At 73.9% G+C, this 17,141-nt stretch carries 16 protein-coding genes; 10 read left to right on the forward strand and 6 right to left on the reverse strand.

Annotated features, from left to right (window positions below; genetic code table 11):
* Nucleotides 1-68 precede the first annotated feature (68 nt).
* Nucleotides 69-1,475: a KamA family radical SAM protein gene (locus tag CO540_RS04395; protein WP_098744863.1), complete on the forward strand. Its 1,407-nt coding sequence runs from the start codon at nt 69-71 to the stop codon at nt 1,473-1,475.
* A 61-nt stretch (nt 1,476-1,536) separates the two neighbouring features.
* Here CO540_RS04395 and CO540_RS04400 read toward each other — a convergent pair whose 3' ends face one another.
* The gene (locus tag CO540_RS04400; protein ID WP_098744865.1) at nt 1,537-1,731 is read right to left on the reverse strand and encodes a CsbD family protein; all 195 of its coding nucleotides are present in this window, start codon (nt 1,729-1,731) and stop codon (nt 1,537-1,539) included.
* A gap of 156 nt (nt 1,732-1,887) precedes the next feature.
* On the opposite strand from CO540_RS04400, the gene CO540_RS04405 reads away from it, so the two are divergent.
* Nucleotides 1,888-2,502 (forward strand): histidine phosphatase family protein, encoded by a 615-nt coding sequence (locus tag CO540_RS04405; protein ID WP_099161007.1) that lies wholly within the window; start codon nt 1,888-1,890, stop codon nt 2,500-2,502.
* On the opposite strand, the gene CO540_RS04410 is transcribed toward CO540_RS04405, so the two are convergent.
* Genes CO540_RS04410 through CO540_RS04430 form a run of 5 tightly spaced genes read right to left on the reverse strand, consistent with a single transcriptional unit; the run spans nt 2,432 to nt 6,615 of the window.
* The gene (locus CO540_RS04410; RefSeq protein WP_099161008.1) at nt 2,432-2,938 is read right to left on the reverse strand and encodes an Lrp/AsnC family transcriptional regulator; all 507 of its coding nucleotides are present in this window, start codon (nt 2,936-2,938) and stop codon (nt 2,432-2,434) included. The two genes, CO540_RS04405 and CO540_RS04410, sit on opposite strands and share 71 nt — an antisense overlap.
* Nucleotides 2,939-2,997: 59 nt before the next feature.
* Nucleotides 2,998-3,213, reverse strand: coding sequence for a DUF433 domain-containing protein (locus CO540_RS04415; RefSeq protein ID WP_091574488.1), 216 nt, complete (start codon nt 3,211-3,213; stop codon nt 2,998-3,000).
* Between the two features lie 9 nt (nt 3,214-3,222).
* Nucleotides 3,223-4,365 carry an acyl-CoA dehydrogenase family protein gene (locus tag CO540_RS04420; protein WP_099161009.1) on the reverse strand — a complete coding sequence of 381 codons (1,143 nt, stop codon included), beginning with the start codon at nt 4,363-4,365 and terminating at the stop codon, nt 3,223-3,225.
* On the reverse strand, nt 4,362-5,471 hold the full coding sequence (locus CO540_RS04425) for a Xaa-Pro peptidase family protein (RefSeq protein WP_099161010.1): 1,110 nt from the start codon (nt 5,469-5,471) through the stop codon (nt 4,362-4,364). Before CO540_RS04425 ends, CO540_RS04420 begins: the two co-directional genes overlap by 4 nt.
* A gap of 49 nt (nt 5,472-5,520) precedes the next feature.
* Entirely contained in the window at nt 5,521-6,615 is a 1,095-nt protein-coding gene (locus tag CO540_RS04430; protein ID WP_253866455.1) for an aromatic acid exporter family protein, read from the reverse strand.
* A gap of 256 nt (nt 6,616-6,871) precedes the next feature.
* Here CO540_RS04430 and CO540_RS04435 point away from each other — a divergent pair, with 256 nt between their 5' ends.
* The 8 genes from CO540_RS04435 (at nt 6,872) to CO540_RS04470 (ending at nt 17,102) form a co-directional block, all read left to right on the forward strand.
* Nucleotides 6,872-7,342, forward strand: coding sequence for a hypothetical protein (locus tag CO540_RS04435; RefSeq protein ID WP_172967982.1), 471 nt, complete (start codon nt 6,872-6,874; stop codon nt 7,340-7,342).
* Nucleotides 7,342-8,739, forward strand: coding sequence for a hypothetical protein (locus CO540_RS04440; protein ID WP_099161012.1), 1,398 nt, complete (start codon nt 7,342-7,344; stop codon nt 8,737-8,739). Before CO540_RS04435 ends, CO540_RS04440 begins: the two co-directional genes overlap by 1 nt.
* On the forward strand, nt 8,736-10,061 hold the full coding sequence (locus CO540_RS04445; protein WP_099161013.1) for a VWA domain-containing protein: 1,326 nt from the start codon (nt 8,736-8,738) through the stop codon (nt 10,059-10,061). Before CO540_RS04440 ends, CO540_RS04445 begins: the two co-directional genes overlap by 4 nt.
* Nucleotides 10,062-10,074: 13 nt before the next feature.
* Nucleotides 10,075-11,190, forward strand: coding sequence for an AAA family ATPase (locus CO540_RS04450; RefSeq protein ID WP_099161014.1), 1,116 nt, complete (start codon nt 10,075-10,077; stop codon nt 11,188-11,190).
* Nucleotides 11,187-13,982: a DUF5682 family protein gene (locus CO540_RS04455; RefSeq protein WP_099161015.1), complete on the forward strand. Its 2,796-nt coding sequence runs from the start codon at nt 11,187-11,189 to the stop codon at nt 13,980-13,982. The genes CO540_RS04450 and CO540_RS04455 overlap by 4 nt, the downstream gene beginning before the upstream one ends.
* Nucleotides 13,983-14,080: 98 nt before the next feature.
* Nucleotides 14,081-14,461: a YccF domain-containing protein gene (locus CO540_RS04460; protein WP_098744876.1), complete on the forward strand. Its 381-nt coding sequence runs from the start codon at nt 14,081-14,083 to the stop codon at nt 14,459-14,461.
* A gap of 637 nt (nt 14,462-15,098) precedes the next feature.
* A complete protein-coding gene (locus tag CO540_RS04465) occupies nt 15,099-15,869 on the forward strand; it encodes an FkbM family methyltransferase (RefSeq protein ID WP_099161016.1) in 771 nt (256 codons plus the stop codon).
* A gap of 231 nt (nt 15,870-16,100) precedes the next feature.
* Complete coding sequence (locus CO540_RS04470; RefSeq protein ID WP_091574512.1) at nt 16,101-17,102, forward strand: LacI family DNA-binding transcriptional regulator; 1,002 nt, start codon at nt 16,101-16,103, stop codon at nt 17,100-17,102.
* The last annotated feature ends 39 nt before the right edge of the window (nt 17,103-17,141 follow it).

Genomic DNA, 17,141 nt, shown 5'->3' on the forward strand with positions numbered 1-17,141 from the left:
CTTTACCGCAGATTTTCCAGTAGCGTTCGCACCCGCTGATCAACCGCACCGCACGACGAGGAGGGGCCGTGACCCAGACCCAACCGGTGGAGACCATCCCGACGTCCCGCCCCGCGCCCGTCGCCGTCCCCACCGCCGGACAGCCCTACGAATACCGGCGCGCACCCCTGGTCGAACCCGACTGGACCCGCTTCCCCGGCTGGCGCCACGTCACCCGCGACCAGTGGGAGAGCGCCCAGTGGCAGCGCGTCAACTGCGTCAAGAACATCAAGCAGCTGCGCACCGTCCTCGGCGACACCGTCGACGAGACCTTCTACGCCGACCTGGAGGCCGACCAGAAGGCCCTGGCCACCATGTCCATGCTGGTGCCCCCGCAGATGCTCAACACCATGGTGCCGTTCGCGCCCATGAGCACCGAGGCGCTGCTCGCCGACCCGGTCCGCCGCTACATGATCCCGGTCGCCTCCGACCGGCGCACCGACTGGCCCTCACACCCCTACGCCAGCCGCGACAGCCTCCACGAACACGACATGTGGGTCGCCGAGGGACTCACCCACCGCTACCCCACCAAGGTCCTCGCCGAGCTGCTCTCCACCTGCCCGCAGTACTGCGGCCACTGCACCCGCATGGACCTCGTCGGCAACTCCACCCCCGCCGTCGACAAGCTCAAGCTCACCCTCAAGCCGGTCGACCGCTACGACGCCCACATCACCTACCTCAAGGCCCACCCCGGCGTCCGGGACGTGGTCGTCTCCGGCGGCGACGTCGCCAACGTGCCGTGGCGCAACCTCGAGTCCTACCTGATGCGCCTGCTGGAGATCGAGACGATCCGCGACATCCGGCTCGCCACCAAGGCGCTCATGGGTCTGCCCCAGCACTGGCTCCAGCCCGACGTGGTCGAGGGCCTCGAACGGGTCGCCCGCACCGCCGCCCGGCGCGGCGTCAACCTGGCCATCCACACCCACGTCAACCACGCCCAGTCGCTGACCCCGCTGGTCGCCAAGGCCGCCCAGACCGCGCTCGACGTCGGCGTCCGCGACGTCCGCAACCAGGGCGTGCTCATGCGCGGCGTCAACGCCACCAGCGCCGACCTGCTCGACCTGTGCTTCGCGCTGCAGGGCGAGGCGGGCATCCTGCCGTACTACTTCTACATGTGCGACATGATCCCCAACGCGGAGCACTGGCGGGTCCCGGTCTGGCACGCCCAGCAGCTCCAGCACGACATCATGGGCTACCTGCCCGGCTACGCCACCCCGCGGATCGTCTGCGACGTCCCGTTCGTCGGCAAGCGCTGGGTGCACATGCTCACCGACTACGACCGTGAGCGCGGCATCTCCTACTGGACCAAGAACTACCGCACCTCGATCGAGTCCGCCGACCTTGAGGCGCTCAACAAGCGCTACGCGTACTACGACCCGATCGACACCCTGCCCGAGGCGGGCCAGTCCTGGTGGCACGCCCACCGCGACGACTGACCGTCGCGCCGCACACCGTCGCCCCCGCCGGCTCAGCCGGCGGGGGCGACGTGCGTCCAGGTCACTTCTCGAAGGCGTCCTTGACGTCGCGACCGGCCTGCTTGACGTCCTGCCCGGCCTGACGCGCCCGTGCCGCGCTCTGCTCACTGGCGCCCTCGGCCCGCAACCGCTCGTTGTCGGTGGCGTCGCCGATGCGCTCCTTGGCCATGCCGCTCATCTCCTGGGCCTTCATCTTCGCCTTGTCGGTGAAGCTCATGTCGCCCTCCTCGTCAGCGTGCGGCTTGCCCTTGTCGCGTCCCCGGTGCCGGGCTCGACAAACGCCGTTGACCGGCGCACATCCCCTAAGGCGTCCTAGGACAATAGGTCAGAGTGGTTCCCGGTGCCGGCCCGACGGGCGTGGTTGACTGGGCGGGTGAACGAGATACTGCTGATCCGGCACGGCGAGACCACATGGAGCGCCAGCCACCGGCACACCTCGTACACCGACCTGGAGCTGACCCCCGACGGTGAGCGGCAGGCCCGCGCGCTCGCTCCCCTGCTCGCCGGCCGGCGCTTCGTCCGGGTGCTGTCCAGCCCCCGGCAGCGCGCCACCCGCACCGCCCACCTGGCCGGGCTGACCGTCGACGCCACCGACCCCGACCTGGCCGAATGGAACTACGGCGACTACGAGGGCCGCACCAGCGACGCCATCGGAGAAGAACGGCCGGGCTGGAGCATCTGGACCGACGGCGGCGGAGCCGGCGGCGAGTCACCGGCCGAGGTGGGCGCCCGACTCGACCGGGTGCTCGCCCGGGTCGCCCCGCTGCTGGAACGGGGCAGCGTCGCACTGGTCGGGCACGGGCACAGCCTGCGGGTGCTCGGGGCGCGGTGGATCGGCCTGCCCCCGTCGGGCGGCGGACTGCTGCGGCTCGACACGGCCACGCTCAGCGTGCTCGGCCACGAGCACGGCCGGCGGGTCATCCGGCGCTGGAACCTGCCGGCTCCGCCGCCGACCGGGACCGACCCCGACCGGGCAGCTCGGCACTGATCCGCGGCGGGCGGTTCTCATACGGCGTGGACAGCACCACGGTGGTGCGGGTGGTGACATTGGCCGAGGTGCGGATCTCCTGCAGCAGCCGTTCCAGATCGGCCGGACCGGCCACGCGCACCAGCAGGAGATAGAAGTCCTCCCCCGCGACCGAGTAGCAGGAGTCGATCTCGGGCAGGTGGGCCAGCCGCTCCGGCGCGTCGTCGGGCTGCGACGGGTCGAACGGCCGGATCGCCACGAACGCGGTCAGCGGCAGGTCCAACGCCTCGAACGACACCCGAGCGGCGTACCCCTTGACCACGCCGCGCTGCTCCAGCCGGCGGACCCGCTGGTGCACGGCGGACACCGACAGGCCCACCCGCTCGGCCAGGTCCGTGTACGACAGCCGACCGTCCCCGGTCAGCGCGGCGACGATGGCGCGGTCGATCTCCTCCACGCGGCGCAGCCTAGCCGCAAAAGCGCTCCCACGCCGCACCCGGCCCGCCGGCGTGACGCTCAGCGCGCCGTCCGGTCGCGCACCGCGTCGGCGGCGTAGTTGAGCACCTCCGCCATGTCCTCCTCGTCGAGGAACGGCAGATCGGTGAGGATGTCGGTGACGGACATGCCCTCGGCCATCATGGCCAGCAGGGTGGCCACGGGGACGCGCGACTGCCGCACGCAGGGCGCACCCCCCATGACGTCGGGGTCGACGGTGATCCGGGGGAAGGTCACCGCGACAGGTTAGCCCTTGGCCAGGGCGCGGGAGATGACCAGCCGCTGGATCTGGTTGGTGCCCTCCACGATCTGCAGCACCTTCGCCTCGCGCATGTAGCGCTCCACCGGGTGGTCGGCGACGTAGCCGGCGCCGCCGAGCACCTGCACCGCGTCGGTGGTCACCCGCATCGCCACGTCGGTGGCGAACAGCTTCGCCTTCGCCGCCTCGATCGAGTACGGCCGGCCGGCGTCGCGCAGCCGCGCCGCGGCGAGCATGAGCGCGCGGGCGGCGGAGATCTGGGTCGCGTGGTCGGCCAGGTTGAACCCGAGGCCCTGGAAGTCGATGATCGCGTGGCCGAACTGCCGGCGCTCCCGGGCGTAGCCGACCGCGTAGTCCAGGGCCGCCTGCGCCAGCCCCACCGCGCAGGCGGCGATGCCGAGGCGGCCGGAGTCCAGCGCGGACATGGCGATGGTGAACCCGGCGCCCTCGCCACCGATCAGCCGCTCGGCGGGCACCCGCGCGTCGTCGAAGGCGATCTGCGCCACCGGCGAGGAGTGCAGGCCCATGGTCCGCTCGGCGGCCTGCGGGTGGATGCCCGGCGTGCCCCGGTCGGCCAGCAGGCAGGAGATGCCCTTCGGGCCGGGCCCGCCGGTGCGGCAGAAGATGTTGTAGAAGTCCGCGACCCGGGCGTGGGTGATCCACGCCTTGGTGCCGGTCACCACGTACGCGTCGCCGTCGCGGACCGCCCGGGTGGTCAACGCCGCCGCGTCCGACCCGCCCTGCGGCTCGGACAGGCAGTATGCCCCCAGCAGCTCGCCGCCGATCATGTCGGGCAGCAGCTTGCGCTGCTCGTCGGAGCCGAACTGCGCCACCGGGTAGCAGGACAGCGTGTGCACGCTGACCGCCTCGGCCACGGCCAGCCACCGGCCGGCGAGGATCTCCAGCACCTGCAGATAGACCTCGTACGGCTGGGCGGCGCCGCCGTGCTCCTCTGCGTACGGCAGGCCGAGCAGGCCGGCGCGGCCCAGCGTGCGCAGCACCTCGCGGGGGAACTCGGCGCGCTCCTCGAAACCGGCGGCCTTCGGGGCCAGCTCCCGGTCGGCGAGCTCGGTGGCGAGGTCCAGCAGGTCGTGGGCCTCGTCGGTGGGCAGGATCCGGTCGACGTTCATAGCGCGATGAGCTCCGTGGGGGTGGTGTTGAGCCGTTGCCCGCCGTCCGTCGTGCAGACGACGATGTCCTCGATCCGGGCGCCGTACCGCCCGGCGAGGTAGATCCCGGGTTCGACCGAGAAGGCCATGCCGGCCTCCAGCGGACGCGGGTTGCCGGTCACCACGTACGGGTCCTCGTGGGTGTCGAGGCCGATGCCGTGCCCGGTGCGGTGCAGGAAGGCGTCGCCGAAACCGGCGGCGGTGATCATGTCACGGGCGACCGCGTCCAGGTCCTCGGCGGTCACCCCGGGGCGCACGGCGGCCACGGCGGCGCGCTGCGCGTCCCGCAGCACCGCATAGAGCTCGACGAACCCGGCCGGCGCGGGGCCGCCTACGACGTAGGTGCGGGTGCAGTCGGAGCGGTAGCCCGAGGGCATGGTGCCGCCGATGTCGACCACCACCGGCTCGCCCGCGCCGATCGGCCGGTCGGAGGTGCCGTGGTGCGGGCTGGCGCCGTGCGGGCCGGCGGCCACGATGACGAAGTCCACCTCGGCGTGCCCGGCGGCGCGGATCGCCGCGGCGATGTCGGCGGCGACCTCCCGCTCGGTGCGGCCCGGGCGCAGCCACTGCCCCATCCGCCGGTGCACGGCGTCGATCGCGGCGCCCGCCTCGGCCAGCGCCGCCACCTCGGCCGGGGACTTGCGGATCCGCAGCTCACGCAGCACCTCGGAGGCGAGCCGCTGGGCCGCGTCCGGCAGCGCGGCGCGCAGCGCGAGCACCTGCTGCGCCCACATCCGGTCGGCGATCCCGACGGCGCGCACCGGGCCGGGCAGCGCGGCGCGGACCAGCGGCCACGGGTCGTCGCCGTCGGCGTGGTCGACGATGCGGAAGCCGCCGCCGGGGGCGGCCTCGGCGTCGGGGCGCTCCAGCACCGGCACCACGAGCGTGGGCTCGCCCTCGACGGGCAGCACCAGGCAGGTGAGGCGCTCGCTCTCGCGGGCGTCGTAGCCGGTCAGCCAGCGCAGGTCGGAGCCGGGGGTGAGCAGCAGCGCGTCCAGGCCCGCCGCGGCGGTGGCGCGCCGGGCCGCGGACAGTCGCCCGGCCGGATACAGCTCCTCGGTTCCCACAGCCGAAGCTTAACGGTCGTTCGGGCCGTGGTGGGAGTCCGGCCGGCGCTCAGTCACCGACCGCCCGACCCGCCTCGATCTTGGTCAGCCCGGACGCCTGGAGCAACTCGTTGACCACGATGAAAACCTGCGACGCCACGATCGTGCCGGAAAAGCCCAGTTCCCCGGTGCGGGCCCGACGGGCCGCCGCGGCGGCGTCCAGCGCGCGAGCGCGGGCGATCTCCGGGTTACGGCCGGCCAGGAAGTCACGGTGCAGCAGCCGCAGCGACTGCCCGAACCTCTCGATCGCGGTCGGCAGGTCCGGCGGCACCGGCTCCCGGGCGTCCAGCAGCGCGACCACCCGGCGCACCATGTTGCGGCTGTTGGTGAACGCCAACTCCAGATGCGCGGAGGCGTGCTCGTAGCGGCGCAGCTGGGTCCGCCGCCGCCACCGCCACGGCGACAGCGACGCCACCTCCCGGGCAGCGGCCACGATCTCGGTGGTCTGTTTCCGCTCCGCCTCGGCCGCGTGCAGGCGCTGCAACGCCGCGTCCGCCCGCCCCGGGTCTCCGGCGGCGAGCGCCTCCGCAGCGGCGGTGAGCTGATTGGCGAACAGGTCGAGGGTGGGACCGGCGGCGCGGTGCACCACCCGCACCGGGTTCAACGGCAACAGCAGCAGCGCCACCACCACCGCGATGCCGCCTCCGATCAACGCGTTCGCGGTACGCGGCACGGCCAAGTCCGGCGCGGTCGGCTCGACGCTGCCCAGCAGGACGGCGGTGCTGCCGGCCTGCACCATCACCGCCCCGCTGCCCCGGAATATCACCGCCACCGAGATGGCCGCCGCGACCACCAGCCCGGTCTGCACCGGCCCCGAGCCGATCAGGGCGATGATCAGATCGCCGACCAGCACCCCGAGGACGACGCCGGCGAGCAGCTCGGCGGTGCGGCGCACCCGGTTGCCGATCGCCGCCGCGATGGTGCCGACCGCGGCGGCGGGCGCGAACAGCGGCTGCGGGTTGTGCAGCAGCGTGTTGGCCACGTACCAGGCAAGGCCCGCCGCCAGCCCGGCCTGGAGGGCCACGATGAAGTACTGGCGCAGCCGCTCGTACGCCTCCCGGGCGTGACGACGCGCGGCCGGGGCCACGCCGGTCACCGTGGGCACCGGCCGTCCGGGCGCCAAGGGCGGGCGGGCTCGGACGCGGTCACCCCGCCCTCTACCCGGCAGCCGCCGCGGTAGTCCCGTTGCGGACCGCCGCGCCGCGCGTCGTCCTGTCGTACCGGTGGGCCATGATCCTTGTCGTCACAGCGGCACGGGTCACGGGCCGGCGACGGCCCTCCGGCGTGCCCGGAGCCGGTCGCCGGCGGGGAGGTCGGGAACGATGACGGAGGCGACGGACGCCTCGTGGCGGCACCGCAGCGTGCTGCGGGTGGCGCCGCCGGCGCGGGCGCGCAAGCTGGCCAAGGTGCCCTTCGTGGAGCTGGCCGACGGCCGGCTGCAGGGGGTGGTGTCCAGCGGTTCCGACGTGGAGCGGGTCTACGTCTCCTCGGTCGCCGCCGGCAGCCACACGGTCAACTGCAGCACCAACAACAACCGGCCCTGCGGCGGGCTGCGCGGCAGCCTGCTCTGCAAGCACCTGCACGCGCTGGCCGACGAGGCCGTGCTGCAGTACGGGATCGCGCAGGTGGCCCGCTACCTGCGCGTCGACGTCGGCGACGGCGTCGACAGCGGCACCGACCTGCTGGCCCGCACCGACGCGCGGCACGAGCCCGGCCCGGCGGCGGTGGTGTTCAGCCGCTTCCTGCGCCACCTGGCCTACCTGGAGGTCCCGGCGAGCACCACGGCGGTGCCGGAGCTGCACTGGTTCCCGGCCACGGCGGGGGTGCGCTGATGCTCGCCGCCCACCTCGCCCGGCTCACCGACGGGGAGGTTCCCGGGCTGGCCGAGACGCTCGCCGTGGTCGACGGCGTCGACGACGCGCTGACCCGCGGCCTGGCCAGGGTGAGCGAGCCGGACGCCGCCGCCTGGGCCGCGCTGGCCGGCGCGGTCGCCGGCACCCCGCTGGCCGACCGCACCGCCGACGCGGTCCGCGCGGCGACCACCGGCGCGCCGACCGAGGCGCACCTGGCCGTCCTCGCCGGCGCCCGCGCGGCGCTGCTCGGCGCGGCGCACGACGCGCTGCTCGACCGGGTCGACGCGGCGCTCGGCCGCTCCCGGGCCCCCTGGGCCGCCGCGCCCGACCTGGCGCCGGATCCGTCGCCCGCCGTCGCCGGGGCGCGGGCCTGGCTGCACGAGCTGGCCCTCGCCGGCTGGCGCGGCGCCGACCACGACCTGGTCTCCGGCGCCGCCGCGCCGGTGGAGGCCGCGCTCGCCGTGCCGGGCCTGCGCCGGCTCGCGGTGCTGCTGGACGGCCTCGCCGCCGAACTGCGCGCCGGCTCGCCGGTGGCCGCCATGCCCCGGGTGCCGGCCCGCCGGTGGGCCGACCTGTGGTCCCGGGCCGTCCTGCTCGCCGCCGGCGCCGCCGCCGAGGCCGCTGCCCCGGAGACCGTCTCCGGCCGCCTGCTGCCGCTCGGCGTCGACGTGCACGAGCACGACACCGCGTTCCAGGCACAGCTGCACGCCCTGCTCGAACCGGCCGGCGGCGGTGACGTCCGCCTGGTCCGGGTCACCGTGGCCGCGGCGAAGGTCGCCACCATCGTCGGGCCGGCCGGCTGGCGGCTGCTCGAGGCGTACCCGATCCTGCTCAAGGCCCTGGCCGAGCGGCGGGCCGTGACCGTCACCGACCTGCCCGCCCACGGCGGTGACCTGCGCTGGGTCGACGAGCGGGCCGAACTCGCCGACCCGACCGACCCGTTCGCCGCCGCCCGGGTGCTGCTGGCCGGCGCCACCGCGGCCGCGACCCCGCCGCTGACCCGGCACCCGGCCGCGATCGCCGAACCGGTCCTGGTCGAGGGCTACACCGCCCGCCACGACGACGGCGGCCTGTTCTTCGACCTCGACGGCCGCGCGGTCGCGGTGGCCGTCGACCGGCTGCCGGCCGCCGGGCCGCTCACCCCGGCGCTGGTCGCCGCCTCCACCGCCTGCCTCGCGCTGCTGCGCTGGGACGACGGCCGATGGCTGCTGCAACCCCTGGCGGTGCGGGCCACCGTGAAACGGCAGACCGTCGAGGCGCACAACGGCGACTGGGCGTGCGGCGTCACCGACCCGAAGACGGCGAAGGCCGAGGCCAAGGCGGGCGACGCCGTGGCCGTGCTGCGCGAACGCGCGGGACGGTTGCTGCGCCGATGACCGACGACCGCGCCCACGCCAACCGCCGCCAGGTGCTCTACTGGCGGCTGCTCGCCCGCCTGTTCCACCCCGACGAGCAACCCGGGCTGGAGTCGGCGAGCGTCGCCGTCGTCGACGACCTCGGCCTGCCCGCCGCGCTGCTGGACCCCACCGTCTCCGTCGACACCCTCGTGCAGCGCTTCCCGGCGCTCGCCGACGAACTGCGCGGCCTGCTCACCGCCGACGACGACACCCCGGCCACCGCCGGGCCGTTCCAGCCCGGCGAGACCGAGGTACGCCGCGCCGCGCTGGTGTCCAAGCTCCTGCTCAACGTGTTCGCCACCGGCTCCGGGGAGGTCAGCGCCGGGCAGCTCGCCCGCTGGCAGGCCGACGCCGGCTGGTTCGAGCAGGCCTGCGGCGTCGACGCCGGCGAGCTGCGTCGCGGCGGCGCCGGCCTCGGGGCCACCCTCGCCGGCATCGAGGGCGACCTGGTCGGCCGGATGCGGCTGCGCGAGGTGCTCGCCGACCCGACGTTGGCCGCCCGGCTCACCCCGAGCATGTCGCTGATCGAGCAGCTGCTGCGCGACAAGTCGAACCTGTCGGGGGTGGCGCTGGCCAACGCCAAGTCGTTGATCCGCCGCTACGTCGACCAGGTCGCCGAGGTGCTGCGCACCCAGGTCGCGCAGGCCACCGTCGGCACGGTCGACCGGTCGGTGCCACCCAAGCGGGTCTTCCGCAACCTCGACCTGGACCGCACGATCTGGCAGAACCTGACCAACTGGAGCCCGGACGACGAGCGCCTCTACGTCGACCGGCTCTACTACCGGCAGACCGCCCGGCGGACCACCCCGGCCCGGCTCATCGTGGTGGTCGACCAGTCCGGCTCGATGGTCGACTCCATGGTCAACTGCACCATCCTCGCCTCCATCTTCGCCGGGCTGCCCAAGGTCGACGTGCACCTGATCGCGTACGACACCCGGGCGCTGGACCTCACCCCCTGGGTGCACGACCCGTTCGAGGTGCTGCTGCGCACCAACCTCGGCGGCGGCAACGACGGCCCGGTCGCCATGGCCCTGGCCCGCCCGAAGATCGTCGAGCCGCGCAACACCGTGCTGGTGTGGATCTCCGACTTCTACGAGTTCGACAGGTCCCAACCGCTGTTCGACGGCATCGAGGCGGTGCACCGCTCCGGGGTGAAGTTCATCCCGGTCGGCTCCGTCAACAGCTCCGGCCACCAGAGCGTCAACCCCTGGTTCCGGCAGCGCTTCAAGGACCTCGGCACCCCCGTCATCTCCGGCCACATCCGCAAGCTCGTCACCGAGCTGAAGAACTTCCTCACCTAGGAGAGCACCCCTGATGTCCGACATGCTCCGCGCCCCCGCCGAGGTCAAGTACGCCGACGAGCTGGCCTACCTGGAATCGGTCGACACCGGGACGAAGCCGTTCTCCTGGCGGCTGAGCCCGCGCATGGTCCGCCTGTTCGTGCTCGGCTCCGAGCGCGCCGACGGCCTCGACCGGGAGATCCCGCAGAAGTGGTTCGGCGACCGCAGCTTCGTCGAACGCAGCATCGTCACCCTCGCCTCCGACCGTGGCCTGCTGCTCATCGGCGACCCCGGCACCGGCAAGAGCTGGCTCGCCGAGCTGCTCTCCGCCGCCATCTGCCGCAACTCCACGCTGGTCGTGCAGGGCACCGCCGGCACGACCGAGGACCACATCAAATACTCCTGGAACGTGTCCATGGTCATCGCCCGCGGCCAGTCCCGCGACTCGATGATCCCCTCGCCGATCATGACCGCGATGGAACAGGGCGTGATCGGCCGTTTCGAGGAGCTGACCCGCTCCACCAGCGACGTCCAGGACGCGCTCATCTCGATCCTGTCCGAGAAGTACGTCTCCATCCCCGAGCTGGACCACGACAACATCGTCTTCGCCAAGCCCGGCTTTTCGATCATCGCCACCGCCAACAGCCGCGACCGGGGCGTCAACGACCTCTCCTCCGCCCTCAAGCGCCGGTTCAACTTCGTCCGCATCCCGGTCGTCACCAACAAGCGCAGCGAGGCCGAGATCGTCCGCTTCCGCACCGAGGAACTGCTGCGCCGGCACCGCATCGAGCTGGACGTGCCGCCCACGCTGCTCGACATCCTGCTGCAGAGCTTCGCCGACCTGCGCGCCGCCGCGACCGCCGCGAGCAGCGACGACGAGAAGCTGGAGTCGGCGCTGTCCACCGCCGAGCAGATCGGCGTGCTCGAGGACGCCATCCTGCACAGCCAGTTCTTCGGCGACCGCACCCTGCGCGCACAGACCCTCGCCGGGTCGCTGATGGGCTCGCTGGCCCGCCGCAGTCCGGAGGACCTGGCCATCCTCAACAAATACCTGCACGGCGTGGTCGAACCCCGGGCCAAGGCCGACGACGGCGGCGACTGGGCCGGTTTCCTCGACGGCGGCCGTCAGGCCATCGCCTCGCTGTCGTGACCGCGCCCGCCCCGACCGGCGTGTTCGGCGCGCTGCGCGAGCAGCTCACCGACGCGGCCGCCGCCTTCGCCGACTCCCCCGACGCGCTCGCCGGCATCCTCGCCGGCATGGTCGACGACGTCGACCGGGCGCTGCGCGAGCGGCTGGAGATCTTCCCGGTCTGCCACCACTCCCCCGCCTCCGCCCTCGCCATGGCCCGCCGGCTACGCGCCCGCCCGCCGAAGGTGATCTACCTGGAGCTCTGCGAGGACCTGCGCCCCCTCCTCGACGAGCTGCGCAACTGCCGCCTGCCGGTGGCCGTGCAGGCGTTCGCCACCGAACTCGACGGCTTCCCCGCCGAGTGGAGCCCGCTGAGCGTCATCGCCCCGATCACCGAGGCCTCCGCGGAATACCAGGCCATCGCGTACGCCCTGGACACCCCCGGCGTGGAACTGGTGCTGGTCGACCGCTCCACCGACCACGTCTTCCAGTGGACCCCGCGCCCCGACGGCCCCGACGCGGCAGCGACGCCCGACGAGGACACCGCGCTGCACGGCGACGCGGTCGGGGTGGAGATCGGCGACCTTCGCCCCCGGTTCGCCGAACTGGAGGCCCACCTGCTGCACCACGGCAAGGTGCGGCACTGGTCGGAGTGGTGGGACCAGTACGTCGAACGGCCGCTCGCCGACGCCGACCACGACACCTACCGGCAGGTGATGGTGCTCATCGGCAGCCTGTTCCGGCGGCTGCGCCCCACCGCGTCCGCCCGCGACGACCGCGACGAGGACCGCGAGCGGCACATGTGGACGCGGATGCGCCAGCACCTCGCCGCCACCGGCGCCGACCCGGCCGACTGCCTCTACGTCTGCGGCGCGTTCCACGCCGCCAGCCACGTCGAGCAGTTCGGGCTCGACTCCACCGCACCCGACTTCGCGATCAGCCCCCGCACCGGCACCCGCTGGCGCTACGGGCTCATCCCGTCCAGCCACTCGGCGATCGAGGCGCAGTTCGGCCTCGCCCCGGGCACCGTCTCCATCGCCGCCGCGAACTGGGCCACCGCGGTGGCCCGGACCCGGCTCACGCCGTACCGGCTGGCCGGGCAGCAGACCGGGAAGAAGGGCCGGCGCGCCCGCACCGCCCCCGCCACCGCCGCGCCGGAGACGAGCACCGACCGGCTCACCGGCTTCCTCGCCGCCCCGCCCACGCTCGACGGGCTGGACGAGGCGGAGCTGCGCGGCTGGTGCGTCGACATCGTCCGGCTCGCCCGCCGCAACGGCTACCTCGCCAGCACCGCCGACGCGATCGCCGTGTTCGAGACGTCGATCCTGCTGGCCAACCTGCGCAACCGCGCCCGACCGACGCCCTACGACTTCGCCGACGCCGCGGTCACCTGCATCGAGAAGGACGTGGTGCCCGGCCGGCGCGACGTCCGCCGCCTCTGCGAGATCCTGCTCGGCGGCGACCGGATCGGCCAGGTCGGATACGACTCCCTCCCGCCCCTGGCGCGCGACGTCCTGGACCGGCTCCGCCCACTCGGCCTCGACCTGGAACGGCGCACCGTGCAACGGGCCCTGCTCGACCTGCGCGCCGACCCGGAGCTGGAACCCTGCTCCGACCTGCTGTGGATGCTGCGTCATCTGCTGCCCGTCGACGCCGTCCGCCCGATCATGGGCGAGCGCCGCCTCGGCCACCGCTCCGCCCAGGAGAGCTGGGACCTCGCCCTCGGCCGCAACCAACGCGCCCTCATCGAACTCGGCTACGAGGGCGTCACGGTCGAGCAGGTGCTGGAGCAACGGCTGCGCCGGGCGGTCCGTCGGCCGGACGCCACCGCCGCCGGCGCGCTCGCCGCCGTCGAGGACGCGATCCGCCTGCTCGACAGCCCCCGCCTGGTCGACGAACTCGGCACCCGGGCGGTCGAGCTGCTCGCCGCCGAACGCACCGTGGACGACGCGCCCGAGGTGCTGCGCCGCATCCGCCGGCTGCTCGCCCACCACCGCACCAGCGCGCCCGCGCTGCCGGCCTGGTGCCAGGCGTTCGTCACCACCGGGTACGCCCACTACTGCACGTTGCTGCCCACCGCGTTCGTCGACGACGCGACCGGCGTCCGGCAGGTCGGCGCGATGCTCGGCTTCCTGTTCGGCATGGAGAGCCTCGCCCTGTCCCTCGGGTGCGACCGGTCCCAGCTCGAGCTGGCCGTCGCCCAGGCCCATCCCGAGACGCCGGCCAAGGTGGCGCTGCTCTGGGCCGCCCACCACCAGCTCGGCCTGCTACCCCTGGCGCAGCTGCGCGAACGCTGCGCCGAGCTGCTGGCCAACCCGCTGGTGGTGCACGCGTTCCCGCAGTACCTGTCGGGCTTCGTGCACGCGCTCGAACCGGTGCCCGGGCTGGCGCCGTTCGTCGTGGAGACCATGTCGGCCGCGTTCGCCGGGCTGCCCGACCCGGTGCTGCTGCCCTGGCTGCCCACCCTGGTCACCACGCTGCGCGAGCACGGCGCCGAACTGGTGCCGCTGCTGGTCCGCGAGGCGGAACGCACCTTCCCCGCCACGCTGCCCGCGCTGGACGCCTGGACACCTCCGTGGTCCACCGGGCCCACGCCGCCGGCGGCGCCGACGACCGCCGTCGAGGCCGACGCCGTGCACGACCTGCTGAGCGACCACCCGGAGGCCGTGGACGCGGTGGCCGCGCTGCTCGGATGCGACGCGCCGTGGCACTCCCCCGCCGGCGCAGCCCCGCCGGTCGACGCCGCGTCCACCCTTGTCGCCACGCATCCGGCCACCGCCTACGCCGTCGCGGCGCTGGTGACGTCGGGCTGACCGGTGCCGGTCCTCGCCCCGCCGACCCGCGGGGCGAGGGCCGCCGCCGCGGACCGGCGGTCCCGACGCGGCTTGCGAGCCGCGGGCACCATGGAGGGGTGATCCGCTTCCTGCTGAACCTGCTGTGGCTCGTCTTCGGTGGCGGCTTCGTCCTGGCCCTGGGCTACGGCGTCGCCGCTCTGATCTGCTTCGCGCTCGTCGTCACCATCCCGTTCGGCGTCGCCTCGCTCCGGCTCGCCTCGTACTCGCTGTGGCCGTTCGGCCGCACCCTCGTGTCCAAGCCGGGCGCCGGTCTCCCCTCCGGCCTGGCCAACGTGCTCTGGGTGGTGCTGGCCGGCTGGTGGCTCGCCCTGTCGCACATCCTGGCCGGCGTCGCGCTCTGCGTGACGATCATCGGCATCCCGTTCGGGGTGGCCAACTTCAAGCTGGTCCCGGCGGCGCTGTGGCCGCTCGGCCAGGAGGTCGTCGAGACGCCCTGACCCGGCCCGCCGGCGACTCCCCTTCCCGCCGCCTGTCGAGCTGATATCGCGGACGACTCAGCCGGCGGCCGGTCGGCCCTCGGACGCCTCCGTCGCCGGCCGGTCGATCCTCGACGCCTCCCACGCCGGCCGCACCCCACGATGGGCGGCACAGGAGGGTATGCCCACCAGACACCGCCCGGTCCGGTGTCTGGTCCGCGTCCGGTCGCCTGCCCGGCCGGTCCGCCCCCACGGGCTGGGCGAAGGGGCGTCAGGCGAGACCGGCAGCACGGCAGTGGAGTGGTCCGCCCCGGCCGGGCCCGCCGGCCGGCCGCCGGCTGAGTCGTCCGCGATATCAGCTCGACAGGCGGTGTCCGGCACACTCTCCCTTCCGCCCTGCCTCCGGCGGTCGCCCGCCGGGCGTCGTCACCGCGGTCGACCGCAACGCCGTCCTCGCGGAAGACCCCCCAGGCCCGGCGGCGGATTCGGTGCGGAGCCGAGTCGTCCGGGCGCCGGGGCGTCCAGGTGCGTAGAGGCTGCGGATCGCGTCGACGTCACGGTCGATGCCGACACACCCTGTGGAGCGTCCTAGGAGGCTGGGGTGAGTCGCGGTCCGAAACTGGCTCGCGGAACCGGCGGGGTGGCTACCGTCGGTGACATGGAGGGTCGGGACAGGGTCGTCGAGGCGCTCAAGGCGGATCCGGCGATGGCCGGCCTGCGCCGGTCGCTGGAGTTCTACCACGGCGACCTGGCCCGTGACGCGGCGCTGGATGCGTTCTACGCGCCCCTGGTCCAGGCCGGTGACCTGGTCTTCGACGTCGGCGCGCACGTCGGCGACCGACTGGGCAGCTTCCGCCGGCTCGGCGCGCGGGTGGTGGCGGTGGAGCCGCAGCCGCTGTGCGCCCGCGCGCTGCGTGCCCTTCACGCCGACGATCCGGCGGTGACCGTGGTGCAGGCCGCGTGCGGCGCCGCCACCGGGCCGGTACGGCTGCACGTCAACTCCACGAACCCGACGGTCTCCACCGCCTCCCCCGGCTTCGTCCGGGCCGCCGCTCAGGCCGCCGGCTGGCGGGACGAGACCTGGGACGACGAGATCGAGGTGGACGGCACCACGTTGGACGCGCTGATCGGGGCGTACGGCGTGCCGGCGTTCGTGAAGATCGACGTGGAGGGGTTCGAGGACGCGGTGCTGGCCGGCCTGAGCCGTCCGGTGCCGGCGCTGTCGTTCGAGTTCACGACCATCGCGCGGGACCTGGCCGCCGACTGCCTGGACCGGCTGACCGCGCTCGGTTTCACCCGGTTCACCGTGGCGCTCGGTGACGAGATGGCCTTCGACCTGCCCGGCTGGCGCCCGGCGGCCGAGGTGGCGGCACACCTGCGCGCGTTGCCGCACGACGCCAACTCCGGCGACGTGTACGCGCGAACCTGAGGTCCATCCACAGAGGACGGATGGGTCGAGCCCGAAGGCGCATCGACGCTGCTCATCGCCGTGATCGACACATCCGCTGCCCGGCCACTTTTTTCAGGTGTCGAACTTAGCCATGGTTTGTTACCTGGCTGTTATTGACGTGACCGGCGCCACTTCGGTTGACTGCCACGGAACCGCTTCCGCAACCGGTTCCGAAACACCCCGCTCATCCCTGCGACCCGGGAGCGTCACGTGCCGATCACCATCGCCGACGTCGCCACCCGCGCCGGGGTGAGCAAGACGACGGTCTCCCGGGTGCTCAACGGCAAGGGCGAGGTGCACATCCGCACCGCCGACCGGGTCCGGGCCGTGATCAGCGACCTCGGGTACGTGCCGAGCGCCCGGGCGGTCGGCCTGGCCCGCGGGCGTACCCGGGTGGTCGGCATGCTGGTGCCGGCGCTGACCTGGCCCTGGATGGGCGAGGTGCTCCAGGGCGCGGCCGAGGCGGTCGAGGCCGAGGGCTACGGGATGCTGCTGTTCACCTGCACCCGCGGTGACGAGTCGATGCGGCGCTTCGCCTCGCAGGTCTCCGCGAAGTCCTTCGACGGGCTGCTCGTGGTCGAGCCCGAGGGCACCCTGGACTACATCACCGACCTGCACCGTCGCGGTCTGCCGGTCATCCTCATCGACGACCGCGGGCACCAGCCCGGCTTCCCGTCGGTGCGGACCACCAACGAGGACGGCGCGCGGGCCGCCGCCGCGCACCTGCTGTCGCTCGGACGCCGACGACCGCTGGTCATCACCGGCCTGCGCCGCTTCGGCTGCACCCGCGAACGGCTCGCCGGGTTCGCCGACGGCTACGCCGCCGCCGGCGTACCGATCGGGCCGGAACGGGTGGTGGAGGGCGACTTCACCTTCGAGTGCGGACGCGAGGCGGTGCGGCGGCTGCTCGCCCAGGGGGTGGCGTTCGACGCGGTCTTCGCCCACAACGACCTCTCCGCCGCCGGCGCGCTGCAGGCGCTGCGCGACGCCGGCCGGCGCGTCCCGCAGGACGTCGCGGTGGTCGGCTTCGACGACCTGCCGCTGGCCGGGCACACCCATCCCCCGCTCAGCTCGGTGCACCAGCCGCTGCGGGAGATGGGCGCCGCCGCCGCCCGGCTCCTCATCGCCCACCTCACCGGCACGCCGCTGCCGGACACCCCGACCGTCATCCCGACCGGCTTCGCCGCCCGCGCCTCCACCCGCGTCACCTGACCCCACCCCGCCGGATCCCGGCGACCACGCCGGCGGGCG

It is taken from the genome of Micromonospora sp. WMMA2032 (assembly GCF_002688545.1).
In the GTDB taxonomy this organism is placed as follows: Bacteria; Actinomycetota; Actinomycetes; order Mycobacteriales; family Micromonosporaceae; genus Micromonospora; species Micromonospora sediminicola.

Bases quoted from the DNA above. Each gene is read 5' to 3' on its own strand.
- CO540_RS04450 (WP_099161014.1), top strand. From the start codon at position 10,075: ATGTCCGACATGCTCCGCGCCCCCGCCGAGGTCAAGTACGCCGACGAG.
- CO540_RS04445 (WP_099161013.1), top strand. From the start codon at position 8,736: ATGACCGACGACCGCGCCCACGCCAACCGCCGCCAGGTGCTCTACTGG.
- CO540_RS04400 (WP_098744865.1), bottom strand. From the start codon at position 1,731: ATGAGCTTCACCGACAAGGCGAAGATGAAGGCCCAGGAGATGAGCGGC.
- CO540_RS04465 (WP_099161016.1), top strand. From the start codon at position 15,099: ATGGAGGGTCGGGACAGGGTCGTCGAGGCGCTCAAGGCGGATCCGGCG.
- CO540_RS04420 (WP_099161009.1), bottom strand. From the start codon at position 4,365: ATGAACGTCGACCGGATCCTGCCCACCGACGAGGCCCACGACCTGCTG.
- CO540_RS04440 (WP_099161012.1), top strand. From the start codon at position 7,342: ATGCTCGCCGCCCACCTCGCCCGGCTCACCGACGGGGAGGTTCCCGGG.